Source organism: Amycolatopsis pretoriensis (assembly GCF_900107925.1).
GTDB lineage: Bacteria > Actinomycetota > Actinomycetes > Mycobacteriales > Pseudonocardiaceae > Amycolatopsis > Amycolatopsis pretoriensis.
Map to the genome: position 1 here is coordinate 24,519 of NZ_FNUJ01000008.1, position 18,091 is coordinate 42,609.

Sequence of the window (18,091 nt, forward strand, 5' to 3'; positions counted from 1 at the left end):
GCCTTCCGCGACGGCGTTTCGGGTACCTCGGGCGACCGGTCTGCCACCCCATCGGGTGCCGTCCCCTAGGGTGGGGGAGAAGAAAACGCGCGCGCGATACACCGCGCGCGGGGAGTGGCCCGACCGGGTCGGCCGATGTTACCGCCAAGTAGCGGTGCGGAAGCCGGGACGGAAGACGACGATGGAGAGTCGTACACCCCCGAGTACGAGCACCACCGGCTGCAACTTTTCGCAAGGAGACCCCTTGGCCCCGCAGAACGACGGCGCCTCCGGCAAGGAGACCCCGGCACGCGTACGCGTCATCCGTGACGGATTGGCGGCGCACCTGCCCGACATCGACCCGGAGGAGACCGCCGAGTGGCTGGACTCCTTCGACGAGGCCCTCGCGAGGGGCGGGCAGCAGCGGGCCAGGTACCTGATGCTGCGCATCCTCGAGCGGGCCCGCGAGCGGAACGTCGGCGTCCCGGCGCTGACCTCGACGGACTACGTCAACACCATCCCCACCGAGAACGAGCCGTGGTTCCCCGGTGACGAGGAGATCGAGCGCCGCTACCGGGCCTACATCCGGTGGAACGCCGCGATCATGGTGCACCGCGCGCAGCGTCCCGGTGTCGGCGTCGGCGGCCACATCTCGACCTACGCCTCGTCCGCCGCGCTGTACGAAGTCGGCTTCAACCACTTCTTCCGCGGCAAGGACCACTCCGGCGGCGGCGACCAGATCTACATCCAGGGCCACGCCTCCCCCGGCATCTACGCCCGCGCCTTCCTCGAGGGCCGGCTCTCCGAGTCGCAGCTCGACGGCTTCCGCCAGGAGTTCAGCCACGCCGGCGAGGGCGGCGGCCTGCCGTCGTACCCGCACCCGCGGCTGATGCCGGAGTTCTGGGAGAACCCGACGGTGTCGATGGGCCTCGGCCCGATGAACGCGATCTACCAGGCGCGGTTCAACCGCTACCTGCGCGACCGCGGCATCAAGAACACCGACGACCAGCACGTCTGGGCGTTCCTCGGCGACGGCGAGATGGACGAGGCCGAGTCCCGCGGCCTGGTGCACGTCGCGGCCGGCGAGGGTCTCGACAACCTGACCTTCGTGATCAACTGCAACCTGCAGCGGCTCGACGGCCCGGTGCGCGGCAACGGCAAGATCATCCAGGAGCTGGAGTCGTACTTCCGCGGCGCCGGCTGGAACGTCATCAAGGTCATCTGGGGCCGCGAGTGGGACTCGCTGCTGCACGCCGACCGAGACGGCGCCCTGGTCAACCTCATGAACGTGACGCCGGACGGCGACTACCAGACGTACAAGGCCAACGACGGCGCCTTCGTCCGGGAGCACTTCTTCGGCCGCGACCCGCGGACGAAGGACCTGGTCAAGGACCTCTCCGACGCCGACATCTGGAACCTCAAGCGCGGCGGCCACGACTACCGCAAGGTGTACGCGGCGTACAAGTCGGCGCTGGAGCACCACGGCCAGCCGACCGTGATCCTGGCCCACACGATCAAGGGCTACGGCCTGGGCCCGGCGTTCGAGGGCCGCAACGCCACGCACCAGATGAAGAAGCTCACCCTCGACGACCTCAAGCTGTTCCGCGACTCCCAGCGGATCCCGATCAGCGACGAGGAGCTCGAGCGCGACCCGAAGCTGCCGCCGTACTACCACCCGGGCGCGAACTCGCCCGAGATCGAGTACCTGATCGGGCGACGCAAGGCGCTCGGCGGCTTCCTGCCGGAACGCCGTCCGAAGGCCGCCAAGGCGCTCGTGCTGCCCGGCGACAAGGTCTACGAGGGCATCCGGAAGGGCTCCGGCAAGCAGGAGGTCGCCACGACGATGGCGTTCGTCCGGCTGGTCCGCGAGCTCGCGAAGGACTCCGAGATCGGCAAGCGCGTCGTCCCGATCATCCCGGACGAGGCCCGCACCTTCGGCCTCGACTCGATGTTCCCGACGGCCAAGATCTACAACCCGCACGGCCAGACGTACACGTCGGTCGACGCGAGCCTGATGCTGGCCTACAAGGAGTCCGAGAAGGGCCAGCTGCTGCACGAGGGCATCAACGAGGCGGGCTCGACCGCGTCGTTCACCGCCGTCGGCACGTCGTACGCGACGCACGGCGAGCCGATGATCCCGATCTACATCTTCTACTCGATGTTCGGGTTCCAGCGCACCGGTGACGGCCTCTACGCGGCCGCCGACCAGATGGCCCGCGGGTTCGTCCTCGGCGCCACCGCCGGCCGGACCACCCTGACGGGTGAGGGTCTGCAGCACGCGGACGGGCACTCGCTGCTGCTGGCGGCGACCAACCCGGCCGCCGTGGCGTACGACCCGGCGTGGTCGTTCGAGATCGCGCACATCGTCAAGGACGGCCTGCGCCGGATGTACGGCGAGACCGGCCCGGACGGCAACGGCGAGAACGTCTTCTACTACATGACGATCTACAACGAGCCGTACCAGCAGCCCGCCGAGCCGGAGAACCTCGACGTCGACGGCCTGCTCAAGGGCCTGTACAAGTACGCGGACGCGCCGTCGGGCGACGGACCGGAGGTGCAGATCCTCGTCTCGGGCGTCACGATGCCGGACGCGCTCAAGGCGCAGAAGCTCCTCTCCGAGGAGTGGGGCGTGCGGGCCGCGGTGTGGTCGGCGACGTCGTGGACCGAGCTGCGGCGCGAAGCCGTCGAGATCGACCACGACAACCTGCTCTACCCGGGCAGCGAGCCGCGCGTGCCGTTCGTCACCGAGAAGCTGCAGGGCGCCAACGGGCCGGTCGTGGCCGTGTCGGACTGGATGCGCGCGGTGCCGGACCTGATCCGCCCGTACGTCCCGACCGACATGCTGACGCTGGGCACGGACGGGTTCGGCTTCTCCGACACGCGGCCCGCCGCGCGGCGGAAGTTCCTGGTCGACGCCGAGTCGATCACGGTCGGCGCGCTGTCGATCCTCGCCAAGCGCGGCGAGGTCGACCAGGCGAAGGTCCTCGAAGCGGCCACGAAGTACCGGCTCGACGACATCGCGGCCGCCGGGCCGCAGACGTCGGATTCCGGGAGCGCGTGACCTGGTGCTAGAAAGGAGCCCGGCAGACATCCGATGTCTGCCGGGCTCCTCATGCCGTGTAGCTCGTTAGGGAGTTGATGAAGGTGACCAAGCGCCGCCTGCCGAAGCCGGATGAGCTGAAGCAGATCCTGCGACCCAAGCCGATCGTGCTGAACCCGACCGAACGGCGGCTGGCGAACGCGCACACCATCGCCGACCTGCGGATGGCCGCGCGCAAGCGCACCCCGCGGGCCGCCTTCGACTACACCGACGGCGCGGCCGAGCTCGAAGACAGCCTGCGTCGCGCGCGGCAGGCCTACCGCCGGGTCGAGTTCCACCCGAACGTGCTGCGCGGGGTGTCCGATGTGGACACCACGCGGGAGATCCTCGGCAAGACCTCGGCACTGCCGTTCGCCTTCGCCCCCACCGGGTTCACGCGGATGATGCAGCACGAGGGCGAGAGCGCGGTCGCCCGCGTCGCCGAGCGCAACGGCATCCCGATGGGCCTCTCGACGATGGCGACGACGTCGATCGAGGACCTGGCCGCGGCCGCGCCGGGCGCCCGCAAGTGGTTCCAGCTCTACGTCTGGCGCGACCACGGCGCCGGTGAAGATCTGATGAATCGGGCGTGGGAGAACGGCTTCGACACGCTCATGCTGACCGTGGACACCCCGGTCGGCGGCGCGCGCCTGCGCGACGTCCGCAACGGCCTGACGATCCCGCCGGCGCTGACGCTCAAGACGTTCCTCGACGGCGCGACGCACCCGGCGTGGTGGTTCAACCTGCTCACCACCGAGCCGCTGGAGTTCGCCTCGCTCAACCACTTCGGGGGCACGGTCGCCGAGCTGCTGAACAAGCTCTTCGACCCGACGCTCAACTTCGACGACCTCGACTGGGTCCGCCAGACCTGGCCGGGCAAGCTCGTCGTCAAGGGCGTGCAGAACGTCGACGACGCGCGGGACGTCGTGAAGCACGGCGCCGACGCGGTCCTCATCTCGAACCACGGCGGCCGCCAGCTCGACCGCGCCCCGACACCCCTGGAGCTGCTGCCGGCGGTGCTGGACGAGGTCCAGGGCGGCGCCGAGGTCTGGGTCGACACGGGCATCCTGTCCGGCGGCGACATCGTCGCGGCGATCGCCCGCGGCGCGGACGCGGTGCTGATCGGCCGCGCGTTCCTCTACGGCCTGATGGCCGGCGGCGAGCGCGGTGTCCAGCGGTGCGTCGACATCCTGCGCACCGAGATGGTCCGCACGATGCAGCTGCTCGGCGTCCGGACCCTCAAGGACCTGACGCCGAGCCACGCGACACTGCGGTGACCAAGTAAGGCTGAAACGTTTAAACCTGTGCCTGGCCACCGTCGACGAAGAACTCGACGCCGTTGACGAAACTCGCCTCGTCGGTGGCCAGGAACAGGGCGGCGGCCGCGATCTCCGCCGGGTCGCCGAGCCGGCCCAGCGGGACCGCGCTCGCCATCTGCTCCACCATCGCCTGCTGCGCGCCGGGCTCGGCCAGGCCGAGCAGGCCCGGGGTGAGCGTCGGCCCGGGGCTCAGGACGTTGACGCGCACCCCGCGTCCCTGCAGGTCCAGCGCCCACGTACGGGCGAAGTTGCGCACGGCGGCCTTCGTCGCCGCGTAGACGCTCATGCCCGGCGCCACGCGCGTCGACGTCGTCGAGCCGGTGAGGATGATCGACGCCTTGTCGTTGAGCAGCGGCAGTGCCTTCTGCACGGTGAACAGCACGCCCTTGACGTTCGTGCCGAACGTGCCGTCGAACTGCTCCTCGGTGATCTCGCCCAGCGGGGCTGTGACGCCACCGCCGGAGTTGGCCACGACGACGTCCAAGCCCTGCCCGCGCTCGGCCACCGCGCGGTAGACCTCGTCCAGGTCGGCGAGGTTGGAGGAATCGGCGCGGATCGCCCGCACCGATCCGCCGATCTCGGCGACGGCGTCGTCGAGGACCTCCTTGCGCCGTCCGGTGACGAAGACGTGCGCGCCTTCGGCCGCGAACCGCTTCGCGATCCCCAGGCCGATGCCGGTTCCGGCGCCGGTCACGAGCGCCGTCTTGTTCTCCAGCTTCATGCTGCCCTCCCGAGTTCTTGACTGTCTCGTCCAGAACGTACGCCGTTCTGGACGAAGTAGTCAAGAATGCCTATCCTGAAGCCATGGCGAGACCGCGAAGCTTCGACGAAGGCGCGGTCCTGCGCACGGCGCGGGACCGGTTCTGGTCGACCGGCTACGCGGGCACGAAGATCGACGACATCGCCGCCGCGACCGGCCTCGGCAAGGGCAGCCTCTACGGCGCCTTCGGCGACAAGCACGCCCTCTTCGTGCGCGTCTTCGACGACCACTGCGCCACCGCCGTCGAAGGCGCGCGACGCAAGCTCGAGGGTCCCGACAGCGAGGCCTACCAGCGGCTGCGCGACTACGTCCTGGCCGACGCCGAAGCCGTCGCCGCGGACGACATCCACCGGGGCTGCCTCATCGCGAAGGCCGCCGCCGAGTGCGCCGAGCACGACCCGGAGATCGCGGCCCGCGCCCGCCAGGCGTTCCGCGAGCTGAACGGCCTGCTGACGGCCTGCGTCGCGGGAGCCCAGCGCGCGGGCGACCTCGCCGAAGGCCACGACCCGGCCCGGCTGGCCGGCCTCCTGCTGGCGACCATGCGCGGCATCGAAGCCCTGGGCAAGGGCGGCTGCGACCAGGCCGACCTGCGCGGCATCGCGGAAACCGCGCTCACCGTACTGCCGGTCAGCCGCTGACCGATTGGGCCAACCGGTCTCAAGTTCTTGACGGACCGACCGGTTTGTGACGAAGATCTCGGGCACCCGCCGAAAGGCCGTTTTCGCATCGTGGAAAACGGAGGTCGCCCGTGTTCGTACAGGCTGTGTACACGCAAGACGTGACTCCCCTCGGTTCGCTGGGCCTGTCGGCGCTCGTCGCCGTGCTGCCGCTCGCCACCGTCCTCGTGCTCCTCGGCGTCGTCCGGATGCGGGCGCACCACGCCGCCCTCATCGGGCTGCTCGTCGCGCTCGTCGTCGGGATCGCCGCCTACGGCATGCCGGTCGTCCAGGCCGTCTCCGGCGCGTTGTCGGGCGCCGCGTTCGGGCTGTGGCCGATCATGTGGATCGTCGTCAACGCGCTGTGGATCTACCGGCTCACCGTGCGGACCGGGCACTTCGACGTCCTGCGCCGCTCGTTCGGCCGGGTCTCCGACGACCCGCGCATCCAGGCGCTGATCATCGCCTTCTGCTTCGGCGCGCTCATGGAAGCCCTCGCCGGCTTCGGGGCACCGGTCGCGATCAGCGCCGTCATGCTCGTCGCCGTCGGCTTCCACCCGGTGAAGGCCGCCGTCGTCGCGCTGGTCGCGAACACCGCGCCGGTCGCGTTCGGCGCGATGGGCACGCCCGTCGTCACCCTCGCCCAGGTCACCGGGCTGCCGCTGCAGGACGTCTCGTCGATCGTCGGCCGCCAGACGCCGCTGCTCGCACTGGTCGTCCCGCTGCTGCTGGTGATCATCGTCGACGGCAAGCGCGGCCTGAAGGACACCTGGCTGCCCGCGCTGGTCTGCGGCGTCGCGTTCGGGCTCGTCCAGTTCCTCGCGTCCAACTTCGTGGCACCGCAGCTGGCCGACATCGGGGCCGCGCTCGCCGGGGCCGCCGCGCTGGTCGCGCTCCCCCAGACCCGCCGCCCGGTGCCCGAAGCCGTCCGGATCAGCATCGGCACCGGCGGGACGGCGACCGAGGAAGCCCCGCCGGAGGACTCGCGCAACGACGTCGTCAAGGCGTACCTGCCCTACGCGCTGATCATCGTGATCTTCTCCCTCGCCGTGCTGCCGCCGATCAAGAAGCTGCTGGACAAGGCGACCTGGAAGTTCCACTGGCCGGGGCTGAACGTGGCCGGGCCGAACGGGAAACCGGTGTCCGGCAACACGTTCTCGCTGCCGTTCCTCAACACCGGCGGCACGCTCGTGCTGCTGGCCGGGATCATCACGGCCGCGATTCTGGCCGTGTCGGCGAGCGGCACGGTGCAGGAGTGGCTGGCGACGGTGAAGGAGCTGCGGTTCGCGATCCTCACCGTGACCGGCGTGCTCGCGCTCGCCTACGTGATGAACCTGTCCGGTCAGACGACGACGATCGGCACGTTCATCGCGGCCGCCGGCGCCGGGTTGGCGTTCCTGTCGCCGGTGCTGGGCTGGTTCGGCGTCGCCGTCTCGGGCTCGGACACCTCGGCGAACGCCCTCTTCGGCGCGCTGCAGGTGACGGCGGCGAACAAGACCGGCCTGGCCGCGGACCTGCTGGCCGCGGCCAACAGCTCCGGCGGCGTCCTCGGCAAGATGGTCTCCCCGCAGAACCTCACCATCGCCTGCGTGGCCGCGAACCTGCCGGGTGAGGAGGGCAAGCTTCTGCGGAAGGTGCTGCCGTGGAGCGTGGGGCTGCTGCTGGTGATGTGCCTGATCGTGCTCGGGCAGAGCACGCCGGTGCTCAGCTGGATGCTGCCATGACCTGGTGGTTCGCGACGCTGCGCGCGGAGCGGTTCCAGCTCCACCAGCCGTGCACTACGAGCCCGGCGAAGACGATGTAGATCGCGGCCGAGAAGTACAGGCCGGAGGAGATCTGCAGCGGCACGCCGATCGCGTCGACGACCAGCCAGACCAGCCAGAACTCGACCAGTCCGGCGCCCTGCGCCCCGAAGGCGACGAGGGTGCCGACGAAGATGGCGGCGTCCGGCCAGGGCGCCCAGGAGGCGTTCAGCGCGTCGAGGACCAGGGCCATCACGGTGGTGCCGGCGACGAAGGCGCCCAGCATGGCCAGCCGTTCGGCGAGCCGGCCCTGCCGGACGACGACGCCGAAGACCGGGTCCTGCCGGCGGGTCCAGGCCCACCAGCCGTAGACGGAGATGGCGAGGATGGCGACCTGGCGGGCGGCGAGCCCGCCGAGGTGGGCCGAGGCGTAGACGGCGAAGAGCAGCACGGTCGCCCCGACCTGCACGGGCCACGTCCACAAGGTGCGACGCTGCGCGAGGAACACGACCGCCAGCGCGAACACCTGCCCGGCGAGCTCCGCGATCGAGATCCACTGACCGAGCACCGTGATTCCGTGGTGCAGCAGGAAATCCACCTGACGCCCCTTTCGTCCTACCGCGTCAAACATGCTCCGGACGGGGTGAATTCCCTAGGGACTGTGAGCCGGGGAACATCCCACTTCGTGGACGTCGCCGAGGCGCAGCGTCCCGCCGCGGACCACGCGGGTCTGGACGCCGAAGGTCAGGTCGTTGGCGTCGGAGATCGTCTTCAGCAGCCCGGGCGCAGCCGGCAGCCCATCGGCCGGCAACCCGACCATCACGCAACGCACGGCCTTGCGGAGGACCTCCAGCTCGACCTCGCCGAGCCGGATCCGCTGCCCCACCCAGGCGTCTTCGACCAGCTCCGGGGCCGGACCGGTGTCGAGCAGGACGTTGGCGCGGAACCGCCGCTCGTCGAGCGCGACGCCGGGCGCGCGCTCGGCCAGCCAGGCGAGCGACGACGTCGTGACCAGGTGCAGCGGCGCTTCGTCGTGGTGCGGGACGTCGGCTTCCTTCGCCATCTCGACCCCCGGGAGACCCAGCGCGGCGGCGATTTCCCCGCTCGCGGTGCCACCACGGACCTCGCGGCCGTCCGGCAGGGTCACCACCGGGACGTCGCCGTCGTAGCGCGCGGCGAACGCGTGCAGGCCCGGCATCCGGCGGAACCGGCGGGAGTTCTTGCCGCTGCCGAACTTGCCATCGGCGTCGTGGATCGCGTAGAGGCGGTCACCGTCGAGACCGCGCTCGCCAACGGCCACCTCGGTCAGCCGCTCGCCCGCCATCGACTTCACCGGATAGCGCCACAGCGCCGCCACGACCCCCATCGGCCCAGCGTAACGGCCGGCCGGAACGTCTTGAATGAGTCATTCGGGTCTTCAGAGGTCCTGAATGAGTCATTCAAGACCTTTCGGCCGGCGGGGGTTGGGGGCAGAGATGGGGCAAGGGGCAGGCCCGGCGGCGGCCCGCCCGGAGCGGGCAGCAGCTGCGAGCCCGGCGGGGCAAGGGCGCGGCGAGCCCGGCGGCGGCCTGCCCGGAGTGTGCAGCTGCTGCGAGGCAAGGGCGCGGCGGGCCCGGCGAGGGTCGGCCGGGGTGGGCAACGGCTGCGATCCCAGCGGGGCAAGGGCACGGCGAGCCCGGCGGCGACCGGCCCGGAGCGAGCAACGGCCGCAGGCCCAGCAAGGCAAAGGCACGGCGAGCCCGGCGGGGGCGCGGAAGGGCCCGGCGGCTTCCTCGTCCGCCGGGCCCTTCCGCGCTCGCGTCCCGGCTCAGATCTGGGGGCGCGGGGTGCCCGCCGGCGGGGTCGGGGTGTTGTCCGCCCCCACCGGTGTCCGGGGCCGCTCGGCGGTGCCCATCTCGCCCGTGCGCTGCTTCGGCGTCTCCAGCTGGTGCTCCATGTTCGCCATCCAGCCGCGCCAGCGGTCCTGGGCCGGCTTGATCAGGCCGCCGCCGAAGCCGACCACGATCACGCCGCCGATCGTCGCGAGGACCGCGATCAGCACCGGGCCGGTGATCGCCGTCGCGATGTTCACCTGGCCGAGCGCCGCGATGATGCCGAACGCCATGATCAGCCAGTAGGCGGCCATCGACAGCGGCCGCGCCGCGCCCCGGCCGGACAACGCCGACGCGACGACGTCACGCACGACCTTCGCGATGGCTGCGGCGATCACGACGAGCACCAGCGCGACCACGATCCGCGGCAGGAACGCGATGATGTCGTTCAGCAGCTGGCTCACCGGGTTGGTCGGCCCGAACACCCCGAACGCCAGCTGCAGCGCGATCAGCAGGATGAAGTAGTAGACCAATTTGACGAGGATCCCCGTCGCGTCGATCTTCTGCTGCCCGATCTTCCCGCTCAGCCCCGTCCGCTCGACGAGTTTCCCGAAACCGGCTTTCCCGAGCACGAGGGCCAGCCCTTTCGAGACGGCTTTCGCGATCAACCAGCCGATCAGCAGGATGATCAAAAACCCCACGAGTTTCGGGACGAACGTGGCCACCATGTTCCACGCCTGCCCGAGCCCGTCCTTCAGTTGCTCGCCCATACCGACTCCCTCCACGGATTTTGAACCGGATCGTCGATCAAGTACCCAGGGGCGGCAACTCGTGCGCCCCACGATCGAGTGAGACGACTGGCGCGCGAAGATCACCCGTGGCCATACTGGTTTCACCGGTGGGGACCGGGGAGACGAGGCCGTCCGGCGCAGCGAAAACCGCGAGCGCCGGGCGGCCTCGAGCATTGTCCGGGAAATGAGACCGGCCCCCGGACAGCCGAAGCGTCCGAGGGCCGGTTGAACGAACGTCAGGCGGCGCGCAGCGCGTCGCGCAGTTTCACCTTCGCGCCGGTGCGCATGACCGCATTCCGGTAGATCCGCGCGGCCAGCCAGATCAATCCCGGAATCATCAGCACCACCAGCCCCACCGACACCACCGCTTCCCACACCGGCACCCCGCCCATCGCCAGGCGCATCGGCATCAGCGTCGGCGAAAACACCGGGATCACCGAAAGCACTTCGACGAACGTGTTGCCCGGATCCGACGGCAGCACGGAAATGCCGATCACGTACCCGGCGATCACGAACATCAACGCGGGCATCGTCGCGCCGCCGACGTCCTCCTGGCGGGAAACCAGCGCCCCGAGCGCGGCGAACACGATCGAGTACATGAAGAACCCGAGCAGGTACCACACGACCAGCCAGACGATCGTGCCCACGGCCGCCGAGACGGAGATCGTGAGCGTGCCGGTCGCCAGGCCGGTGACGACGCCGCCGATCCCGATCACGAGCATCTGGATCAGCCCGACCACGCCGATGCCGAGCACCTTCCCGGCCATCAGCTGCCACGGCTTGATCGTCGAGAGCAGCAGCTCGACCACCCGGGACGTCTTCTCCTCGACGACGCCCTGCGCGACGCTCTGGCCGTTGATCATCAGCGACAGGTAGATCAGGATGCCGGCGACGATCCCCAGCACCAGCTGCTGGCCGTTGTAGTCGTAGGGCTCCTCCAGCGGCGGGTCCTCGACGAACTTCGCGCTCGCGACGGCGCTTTCGAACTGCGCCGGGTTCCCGCCCAGCGCGGTGATCTGCTGGTCGAGCGCCGCCTGGCGGGCCACCAGCTGCAGGACGTTCGCGAGCTTGCCGTCGAGGTCCTTCTTCACCTGGACGTGCACGCTCTTGCCGTCGCCGGTGAGCAGCGCGTCGAGCGAGCCGTCGGCCAGCTGAGCGCGCCCGGCGGCTTCGTCGGCGACCTGCGTGGTTTCGATGTTTTCGTCGACGGCCTGCCCGGACGCCTTCAGCGGTGCCGAGAACCCGGCCGTGGCCGCGGTGAAGCCGACCTTCGCGTCGGCACCGCCGCCGCCGGAGATCAGCTTGATCAGCACGATGCCGACGACGATCAGCAGCAGCATGACGACGGTGGCGACGCGGAAGGCCTTCGACTGCACCCGCGTGCTGATCTCGCGGGAGGCGACCAGCCCCACCGCCGCCGCCGGGCTCATCCGGACGTCCGTGACCGGGGTGCTCATGCCGGGACCTCCTCGGTCGTCACGACGGACCGGAACAGTTCGGTCAGCGAAGGTTGTTCGCGCGCGAATTCACGCACCGGCCCGGTGGCCAGCGCGGCCTTGAGCACAGCCTGGTCGTCGGCGCCCTCGCCCAGCTCGAGCTCGGTCACCGGGCCCGTCCGGCCCAGCACCTTCACCCCGGCCAAGCCGTCGGCCCAGCCTTCGCCGGCCTCGGGCGCTTCGACGCGCAGCCGCACGGCTCCCCCGGCCCGCAGCTCGTCGACCGTCCCCTTCGCCACCATCTGTCCACTCCGGACGATCCCGACCCGGTCGCACAGCCGCTCGACCAGATCGAGCTGGTGGCTCGAGAACACGACCGGCACGCCCTCGGCGGCCTTCTCCTTGAGCACCTGGCTCATCACGTCGACCGCGACCGGGTCGAGGCCGGAGAACGGCTCGTCGAGCACCAGGATCCGCGGCTCATGCACCAGCGCCGCGGCCAGCTGGACGCGCTGCTGGTTGCCGAGCGAGAGCTTCTGCACCTCGTCGTCGCGGCGGCCGGCGACGCCGAGCCGTTCCGTCCACTTCTCCACCGACTTCCGCGCGTCGGCGGCGGGCATGCCGTGCAGCCGCGCGAGGTACGTCAGCTGCTCGGCGACCTTCATCCGCGGGTAAAGCCCGCGTTCTTCGGGCATGTACCCGATGTGGCGGCGCGTTTCGTGCGTCACCGGCTCGCCTTCGTAGCGGACTTCGCCGCCGTCGGCGGAAAGCACGCCGAGCGCGATGCGCATGGTCGTGGTCTTCCCGGCGCCGTTGCTCCCGACGAACCCGAAAAGCTCGCCGGGCCGGACGTCGAACGTCATTTCCCGCAAAGCGACCACGTCGCCGTAGCGTTTGGAGACCTTGTCGATCTCTAAACCGGTCATTCCGGTTCCCCCGTTCATCCTGAATTCCCCCGCCCGCGATCCTAGGCAGTGCGTACACGCCCCGCCTACCGGCAGACGTTGCCACGAACGGCTGCGAAAGTTGCGGAACACGTAGGATCGCGTCCGCCATGGATGGAACCACCTCCCCGCGCCGGGTGCCGAAGCACCACGGGCTCTCCGCGAAGACGCTTCGGCGGCTGGAACACGCGTCCGGCAGCCTGGCGAGCGCGAGCATCGCGGTGATGGAGCGGCGCCTCACGTGGTTCGCCCGGCTGCCCGCCGACCAGCGCGCGAGCGTGCTGCTGATCACCCAGGCGGGCGCCGCGGGCTTCGTCGACTGGCTGCGGGACTCCAAAGAGGCCCTGAAGCTGACGACCGAGGCGTTCCGCGACGCGCCGGCCGAGCTGTCCCGCTGGGTCAGCCTGCGCCAGGCCGTCGGCATGGTGCGCCTGGCCATCGAGGTCTTCGAGGAGCAGCTGCCCGAGTTCGCCGCGAACGAAGCCGAACGCGCGGCGCTGATCGAGGGAATCCTGCGCTACGGCCGGGAAATCGCGTTCGCGGCGGCGAACTCGTACGCGGCGGCGGCCGAGGCGCGCGGCGCGTGGGACGCCCGTCTGGAGGCCCTGGTCGTCGACGGGATCGTCCGTGGCGACGCCGAGGAGTCCGTGCTGTCGCGCGCGACAGCGCTGGGCTGGGACCCGTCGGCCAACGCGACGGTGCTGGTCGGCAACCCGCCGTCGGAGGACCCGCCGACCGTGGTGTTCGAGGTCCGCAGCCGCGCGGCCCGCGTCGGGCGCCCGGTGCTGCTGTCGGTCCAGGGCTCCCGGCTGGTGGTCGTGGTCGGCGGCCCGACCGACGGCGGGGTCAAGGAACGCGAGATCCTCGCCCGGATGTCGGTGGCGTTCGCCGAGGGTCCCGTGGTGGCCGGCCCGACGGTGCCGACGCTGGCCGAGGCGCACCACAGCTCGACCGAGGCGTTGTCGGGGCTGCGCGCGGTCGTCGGCTGGCCGGGCGCGCCCCGGCCGGTCCGCTCGGCGGACCTGCTGCCGGAGCGCGCGCTGTCCGGCGACGCGGAGGCGGAGCGCCTGCTGGTGGACACGATCGCGCGGCCGCTGGAGGAGGCGGGCCCGACCCTGCAGCGCACGGTCGAGGCGTACCTGGAGAGCGGCGGCGTGCTGGAGACGTGCGCGAAGACGCTGTTCGTCCACCCGAACACCGTCCGGTACCGGCTGCGGAAGGCGGCGGACCTGACGGGCTGCCAGCCGACCGACCCCCGGGACGCGCTGGTGCTGCGGATCGCCCTCACCGTCGGCCGGCTGGCGCGGTCCCGCGGCCTCTGGTGACCCGCCGCGTGTCGAGAACGCGGCCCCGGCTCCGTCCCCGGCGCGAATGCGGCCACGAGGGCCGCGCGGAACGGGGAGTGAACCCATGGCGATCCAGCGGATGGACAACGTCGGCATCGTGGTCGACGACCTGGCGGCCGTCGTCGCCTTCTTCACCGGGCTCGGTCTTGAGCTCGAGGGCGAGGCCGAGGTCGGCGGCCCGGAGGTGGACAGCCTCGTCGCGCTCGACGGCGTCCGGTGCGACCTCGCCGTGGTGCGCACCCCGGACGGCCACGGCCGGCTCGAGCTGATGAAGTTCCACAGCCCGGCCGGCCCCGCCGCCGGGCCGGCCGAGCCGGTCAACGCCTTCGGGATGCGCCGCATCATGTTCGCCGTCGACGGCCTGGACGACGTCGTCGCCCGGCTGCGCCCGCTCGGCGCGGAGCTCCTGGGCGAACTCGTCGAGTACGGGGACAGCCACCGGCTCGCCTACGTCCGCGGCCCCGAGGGCCTCGTCGTCGCGCTCGCCGAGAAGCTGGGCTGAACACCCTTCCCGAGACGGGCGTCACGTGATGGACTTAACAGCGAAAGGTGATTGAACCCGACAAGGCATCCGGGTTACGCGCGAGCTTCTCCGGCGCGTCTTTGGAGGTTTCCGACAAAGACGCCGGGCAGACACTGTCACCGTCGGCATCCCGGGAAACCCCCTCTCCCGTGTTGTCTTGAAGGGTGACAGCAGCAGTCCTCGCTCCCGGTCAGGGGTCCCAGGCCCCCGGTATGTTCACGCCCTGGCTCGACCTCGACGGCGCGCGCGAGCGCGTCGCCCGGTGGTCCGAGCGCGCGGGCCTCGACCTGCTCCGCCTCGGCACCGAGGCGGACGCCGAGGAGATCCAGGACACCGCCGTCGCGCAGCCGCTGATCGTCGCGCTGTCGCTGCTCACCTTCGAACACCTCCAGGCCACCGCGCCGGTCCCCGCGGACGCGCCGGTCGCCGGGCACTCCGTCGGGGAGCTCGCCGCCGCCGCGATCGCCGGGGTGCTGAAGCCCGAAGACGCCGTCGCGCTGGCCGCCGTCCGCGGCGCGGAGATGGCGAAGGCGTGCGCGCTGGAGCCGACGTCGATGGCCGCGGTCATGCTCGGCGACCCCGAGCAGGTCGTCGCGTGGCTCGAAGGACAGGGTCTGACCGCGGCGAACCGCAACGGAGCGGGGCAGATCGTCGCCTCCGGTGCCGCCGACGCGATCGCGAAGATCGTCGCCGAGCCCCTCGAAGGCACGAAGATCCGCGCCCTCAAGGTCGCCGGCGCGTTCCACACGCAGTACATGGCGCCCGCCGAAGAGGCGTTGCGCGCCCACGCCGCCGAGCTCACCCCGGCCGACCCGACCCGCCCGCTGCTGTCGAACGCCGACGGCGCGGTCGTCACCAGCGGCGCCGAGTACCTGGACCGCCTGGTCGCGCAGGTCACCCGGTCGGTCCGCTGGGACCTGACGATGGACGGCCTGGTCTCGCTCGGCGTCACCCGCACCGTCGAACTCGCGCCCGCTGGCACGCTGACCGGCCTGGTCAAGCGGCAGCTCAAGGGCGTCGTGACCACTACCACCGCGCTGAAGACGCCGGCCGAGCTGGCCGCGCTGCGCCAGGAGGACGCCTCGTGACCGATCGACCCGCCCTGAGCCTCAACCCCGGCTCCCGCGGCAGCCGCGTGCTGGGCGTCGGCAGCTACCAGCCCGCGAAGATCGTCACCAACGACGACCTCTCGCAGATCATGGAAACCAACGACGAGTGGATCCGCACGCGCGTCGGGATCCACGAGCGCCGGTTCGCCGAGAAGGACGAGCTGCTCACCGACATGGCCGTCGCCGCCGGCACCGCCGCGCTGGCCGACGCCGGGGTCGAGCCGTCCGAAGTGGACACCCTGATCCTGCCGAACTGCACCATGCCGACGCTGATCCCGAACGCCGCCGCCCAGGTCGCGGCGCGGCTCGGCATCCCCGGCCCCGGTGCGTTCGACCTCAACGCCGCCTGCGCCGGGTTCTGCTACGGCCTCGGCGTCGCCTCCGACCTGGTCCGGGCCGGCTCGGCGAAGAAGGTCCTCGTGATCGGCGCCGAAAAACTCACCGATTCGGTGAACCCGACCGACCGCGCGAACGCGATCATCTTCGCCGACGGCGCGGGTGCCGCGGTCGTCGGCGCGTCCGACGAGCCGCAGATCGGCCCGGTCTCCTGGGGCAGCGCCGGCGACCTCGTCGACCTGATCGGCATGACCGAGGACAAGTTCATCTACCAGGAGGGCCAGTCGGTCTTCCGGTGGGCGACGACCCAGATCGCGCCGATCGCCATGCGCGCGCTGGAGGTGGCTGGGCTCAAGCCGTCCGATGTGGACGTCCTGATCCCGCACCAGGCGAACCTGCGCATCGTCGAGGCGATCGCGAAGAAGCTGCGGGCCAACGGCGCCCGCGAGGACATGGTCGTCGCCGACGACATCAAGTACTCCGGCAACACCTCGTCGGCGTCCATCCCCCTCGCGCTGGACCACATGCGCAAGGCCGGGACGGCGAAGCCCGGCGACGTGGTGCTGGCGGTCGGGTTCGGCGCGGGCCTGTCCTACGCCGGGCAGGCGTTCGTCTGCCCCTGATCACCGTTACGCTCCCCGCGGGCATTCGCCCTCGGGCACCCAGACCCAAAGAAACACCGAGAAGGGAACTACCCCATGGCTGACAACGCTGAGATCCTCGCCGGCCTCGCCGAGATCGTCGAAGAGGTGGCCGGTGTGGCTCAGGACGACGTCACCGCCGAGAAGTCGTTCGTGGACGACCTGGACATCGACTCGCTGTCGATGGTCGAGATCGCCGTGCAGGCCGAGGACAAGTTCGGCGTCAAGATCCCGGACGACGAGCTCGCCAACCTCAAGACCGTGGGCGACGCCGTGAACTACGTGTCGGCCAACTCCAAGTAAGTCCTCTTCCCCTCCTTGAGGAGACTCCCATGAGCAACATCGACGTCGTGATCACCGGTCTCGGCGCCACCACACCGCTCGGTGGGGACGTGACGTCCACCTGGGACGGTCTGCTGGCCGGGCGGAGCGGGATCCGGGCGATCGAGGCCGACTGGGTCGAGGAGCTGCAGCTGCCGGTCAAGATCGGCGGTCAGCTGGCCGTCGATCCGTCGGAGGTCCTCCCGCGGGTGCAGGCCCGCCGGCTGGACCGCTGCGAGCAGGTCGCGCTGATCGCCGCCCGGCAGGCGTGGGCCGACGCCGGGTACGCCGAACCGACGGACGAGCACACCGACGTCGACCCCGACCGCCTCGGCGTGTCGATCGGCACCGGCGTCGGCGGCCCGGTCACCCTGCTCACCCAGAACGACCTGTTGCACCAGCAGGGTCTCCGCAAGGTGTCGCCGCTGACCGTGCCGATGCTGATGCCGAACGGCCCGGCCGCGCACGTGGGCATCGACCTGAAGGCGCGGGCCGGGGTGCACTCCCCGGCCTCGGCCTGCGCTTCGGGCGCCGAGGGCATCGCGAGCGGAGTGGAGATGATCCGCTCCGGCCGCGCCGACGTCGTGGTCGCCGGGGGTGCCGAAGCGTGCATCCACCCGATCACGCTGGCCGGGTTCGCCCAGGCCCGCACGGTGTCGACGCGCAACGACGACCCGGCGAGCGCGTCACGGCCGTTCGACGCGAGCCGCGACGGCTTCGTCCTCGGTGAGGGCGCCGGCGTGGTCATCCTGGAACGCGCCGACCAGGCGAAGGCCCGCGGGGCGCGCGTCTACGCGACGATCGCCGGGCACGGCATCACCTCCGACGCCTACCACATCACGGGCAACCACCCGGAGGGCATCGGCCAGATCGCGGCGATGCGCGCGGCCATGAAGATGGCCGGCGTGACCCCGGCGGACGTCGGGCACGTGAACGCCCACGCGACGTCCACTGTGGTCGGTGACATCGGCGAGGCGGCGGCGATCCGCAACGCGGTCGGGGAACACCCGGTCGTGACGGCGCCGAAGGGCGCGCTCGGCCACCTCGTCGGCGGCGCCGGCGCGGTCGAGGGGATCATCACGATCCTGTCGCTCTACCACGGCATCGTGCCGGCGACGATGAACCTGACCGACCTGGACCCGCGGGTCCAGCTGGACGTCGTGTCGGGTGAAGCGCGCAAGGTGGAGCTGACCGCGGCGATCAGCAACTCGTTCGGCTTCGGCGGGCACAACACCGCGCTGCTGTTCACCCCGGCGGCCTGAGTTCTCGCTACGGAAAAGGGGCCCGGCTCCGGCCGG

The 18,091-nt window shown here is 70.9% G+C and carries 16 protein-coding genes; 10 read left to right on the plus strand and 6 right to left on the minus strand.

Features of this window, described 5'->3' with window-relative positions; genetic code table 11:
• The first annotated feature begins 244 nt into the window (after positions 1-244).
• On the plus strand, positions 245-3,040 hold the full coding sequence (gene aceE, locus BLV96_RS33520; RefSeq protein WP_086672525.1) for a pyruvate dehydrogenase (acetyl-transferring), homodimeric type: 2,796 nt from the start codon (positions 245-247) through the stop codon (positions 3,038-3,040).
• A gap of 83 nt (positions 3,041-3,123) precedes the next feature.
• On the plus strand, positions 3,124-4,335 hold the full coding sequence (locus tag BLV96_RS33525) for an alpha-hydroxy acid oxidase (protein WP_086672536.1): 1,212 nt from the start codon (positions 3,124-3,126) through the stop codon (positions 4,333-4,335).
• 19 nt (positions 4,336-4,354) lie between these two features.
• Here the strand turns inward: BLV96_RS33525 and BLV96_RS33530 are convergent, their stop codons facing one another.
• On the minus strand, positions 4,355-5,098 hold the full coding sequence (locus BLV96_RS33530; RefSeq protein ID WP_086672527.1) for an SDR family oxidoreductase: 744 nt from the start codon (positions 5,096-5,098) through the stop codon (positions 4,355-4,357).
• 83 nt (positions 5,099-5,181) lie between these two features.
• On the opposite strand from BLV96_RS33530, the gene BLV96_RS33535 reads away from it, so the two are divergent.
• Positions 5,182-5,775: a TetR/AcrR family transcriptional regulator gene (locus BLV96_RS33535; RefSeq protein ID WP_086672528.1), complete on the plus strand. Its 594-nt coding sequence runs from the start codon at positions 5,182-5,184 to the stop codon at positions 5,773-5,775.
• Between the two features lie 125 nt (positions 5,776-5,900).
• On the plus strand, positions 5,901-7,517 hold the full coding sequence (locus BLV96_RS33540; protein WP_086672530.1) for an L-lactate permease: 1,617 nt from the start codon (positions 5,901-5,903) through the stop codon (positions 7,515-7,517).
• Here BLV96_RS33540 and BLV96_RS33545 read toward each other — a convergent pair.
• The 5 genes from BLV96_RS33545 to BLV96_RS33565 form a co-directional block, all read right to left on the minus strand.
• Complete coding sequence (locus BLV96_RS33545; RefSeq protein ID WP_086672532.1) at positions 7,498-8,133, minus strand: nicotinamide mononucleotide transporter family protein; 636 nt, start codon at positions 8,131-8,133, stop codon at positions 7,498-7,500. The genes BLV96_RS33540 and BLV96_RS33545 overlap by 20 nt on opposite strands.
• Positions 8,134-8,187: 54 nt before the next feature.
• The gene (locus tag BLV96_RS33550; protein ID WP_086672534.1) at positions 8,188-8,901 is read right to left on the minus strand and encodes an MOSC domain-containing protein; all 714 of its coding nucleotides are present in this window, start codon (positions 8,899-8,901) and stop codon (positions 8,188-8,190) included.
• A gap of 441 nt (positions 8,902-9,342) precedes the next feature.
• Positions 9,343-10,116: a mechanosensitive ion channel family protein gene (locus tag BLV96_RS33555; protein WP_086674633.1), complete on the minus strand. Its 774-nt coding sequence runs from the start codon at positions 10,114-10,116 to the stop codon at positions 9,343-9,345.
• 257 nt (positions 10,117-10,373) lie between these two features.
• Complete coding sequence (locus BLV96_RS33560) at positions 10,374-11,594, minus strand: ABC transporter permease (protein WP_244180671.1); 1,221 nt, start codon at positions 11,592-11,594, stop codon at positions 10,374-10,376.
• Positions 11,591-12,499, minus strand: a complete 909-nt coding sequence (locus BLV96_RS33565) for an ABC transporter ATP-binding protein (RefSeq protein WP_086674634.1) — start codon at positions 12,497-12,499, stop codon at positions 11,591-11,593. The genes BLV96_RS33560 and BLV96_RS33565 overlap by 4 nt, the downstream gene beginning before the upstream one ends.
• Positions 12,500-12,627: 128 nt before the next feature.
• Between BLV96_RS33565 and BLV96_RS33570 the strand changes: the two genes are divergently transcribed.
• The 6 genes from BLV96_RS33570 (at position 12,628) to BLV96_RS33595 (ending at position 18,055) form a co-directional block, all read left to right on the plus strand.
• The gene (locus BLV96_RS33570) at positions 12,628-13,842 is read left to right on the plus strand and encodes a PucR family transcriptional regulator (protein WP_086674635.1); all 1,215 of its coding nucleotides are present in this window, start codon (positions 12,628-12,630) and stop codon (positions 13,840-13,842) included.
• An 85-nt stretch (positions 13,843-13,927) separates the two neighbouring features.
• The gene (locus BLV96_RS33575) at positions 13,928-14,365 is read left to right on the plus strand and encodes a VOC family protein (RefSeq protein WP_086674636.1); all 438 of its coding nucleotides are present in this window, start codon (positions 13,928-13,930) and stop codon (positions 14,363-14,365) included.
• A gap of 185 nt (positions 14,366-14,550) precedes the next feature.
• Entirely contained in the window at positions 14,551-15,474 is a 924-nt protein-coding gene (locus BLV96_RS33580; protein ID WP_086674637.1) for an ACP S-malonyltransferase, read from the plus strand.
• Positions 15,471-16,454, plus strand: coding sequence for a beta-ketoacyl-ACP synthase III (locus BLV96_RS33585; RefSeq protein WP_086674638.1), 984 nt, complete (start codon positions 15,471-15,473; stop codon positions 16,452-16,454). The genes BLV96_RS33580 and BLV96_RS33585 overlap by 4 nt, the downstream gene beginning before the upstream one ends.
• Positions 16,455-16,529: 75 nt before the next feature.
• Complete coding sequence (locus BLV96_RS33590; RefSeq protein ID WP_004559006.1) at positions 16,530-16,775, plus strand: acyl carrier protein; 246 nt, start codon at positions 16,530-16,532, stop codon at positions 16,773-16,775.
• A gap of 29 nt (positions 16,776-16,804) precedes the next feature.
• Positions 16,805-18,055, plus strand: a complete 1,251-nt coding sequence (locus BLV96_RS33595) for a beta-ketoacyl-[acyl-carrier-protein] synthase family protein (protein WP_091389863.1) — start codon at positions 16,805-16,807, stop codon at positions 18,053-18,055.
• Positions 18,056-18,091: the final 36 nt, after the last annotated feature.

Coding starts and splice junctions, on each gene's coding strand:
- BLV96_RS33530 (WP_086672527.1), bottom strand. CDS start 5,098: ATGAAGCTGGAGAACAAGACGGCGCTCGTGACCGGCGCCGGAACCGGC.
- BLV96_RS33535 (WP_086672528.1), top strand. CDS start 5,182: ATGGCGAGACCGCGAAGCTTCGACGAAGGCGCGGTCCTGCGCACGGCG.
- BLV96_RS33550 (WP_086672534.1), bottom strand. CDS start 8,901: ATGGGGGTCGTGGCGGCGCTGTGGCGCTATCCGGTGAAGTCGATGGCG.
- BLV96_RS33555 (WP_086674633.1), bottom strand. CDS start 10,116: ATGGGCGAGCAACTGAAGGACGGGCTCGGGCAGGCGTGGAACATGGTG.
- BLV96_RS33560 (WP_244180671.1), bottom strand. CDS start 11,594: ATGAGCACCCCGGTCACGGACGTCCGGATGAGCCCGGCGGCGGCGGTG.
- BLV96_RS33565 (WP_086674634.1), bottom strand. CDS start 12,499: ATGACCGGTTTAGAGATCGACAAGGTCTCCAAACGCTACGGCGACGTG.
- BLV96_RS33570 (WP_086674635.1), top strand. CDS start 12,628: ATGGATGGAACCACCTCCCCGCGCCGGGTGCCGAAGCACCACGGGCTC.
- BLV96_RS33575 (WP_086674636.1), top strand. CDS start 13,928: ATGGCGATCCAGCGGATGGACAACGTCGGCATCGTGGTCGACGACCTG.
- BLV96_RS33590 (WP_004559006.1), top strand. CDS start 16,530: ATGGCTGACAACGCTGAGATCCTCGCCGGCCTCGCCGAGATCGTCGAA.
- BLV96_RS33595 (WP_091389863.1), top strand. CDS start 16,805: ATGAGCAACATCGACGTCGTGATCACCGGTCTCGGCGCCACCACACCG.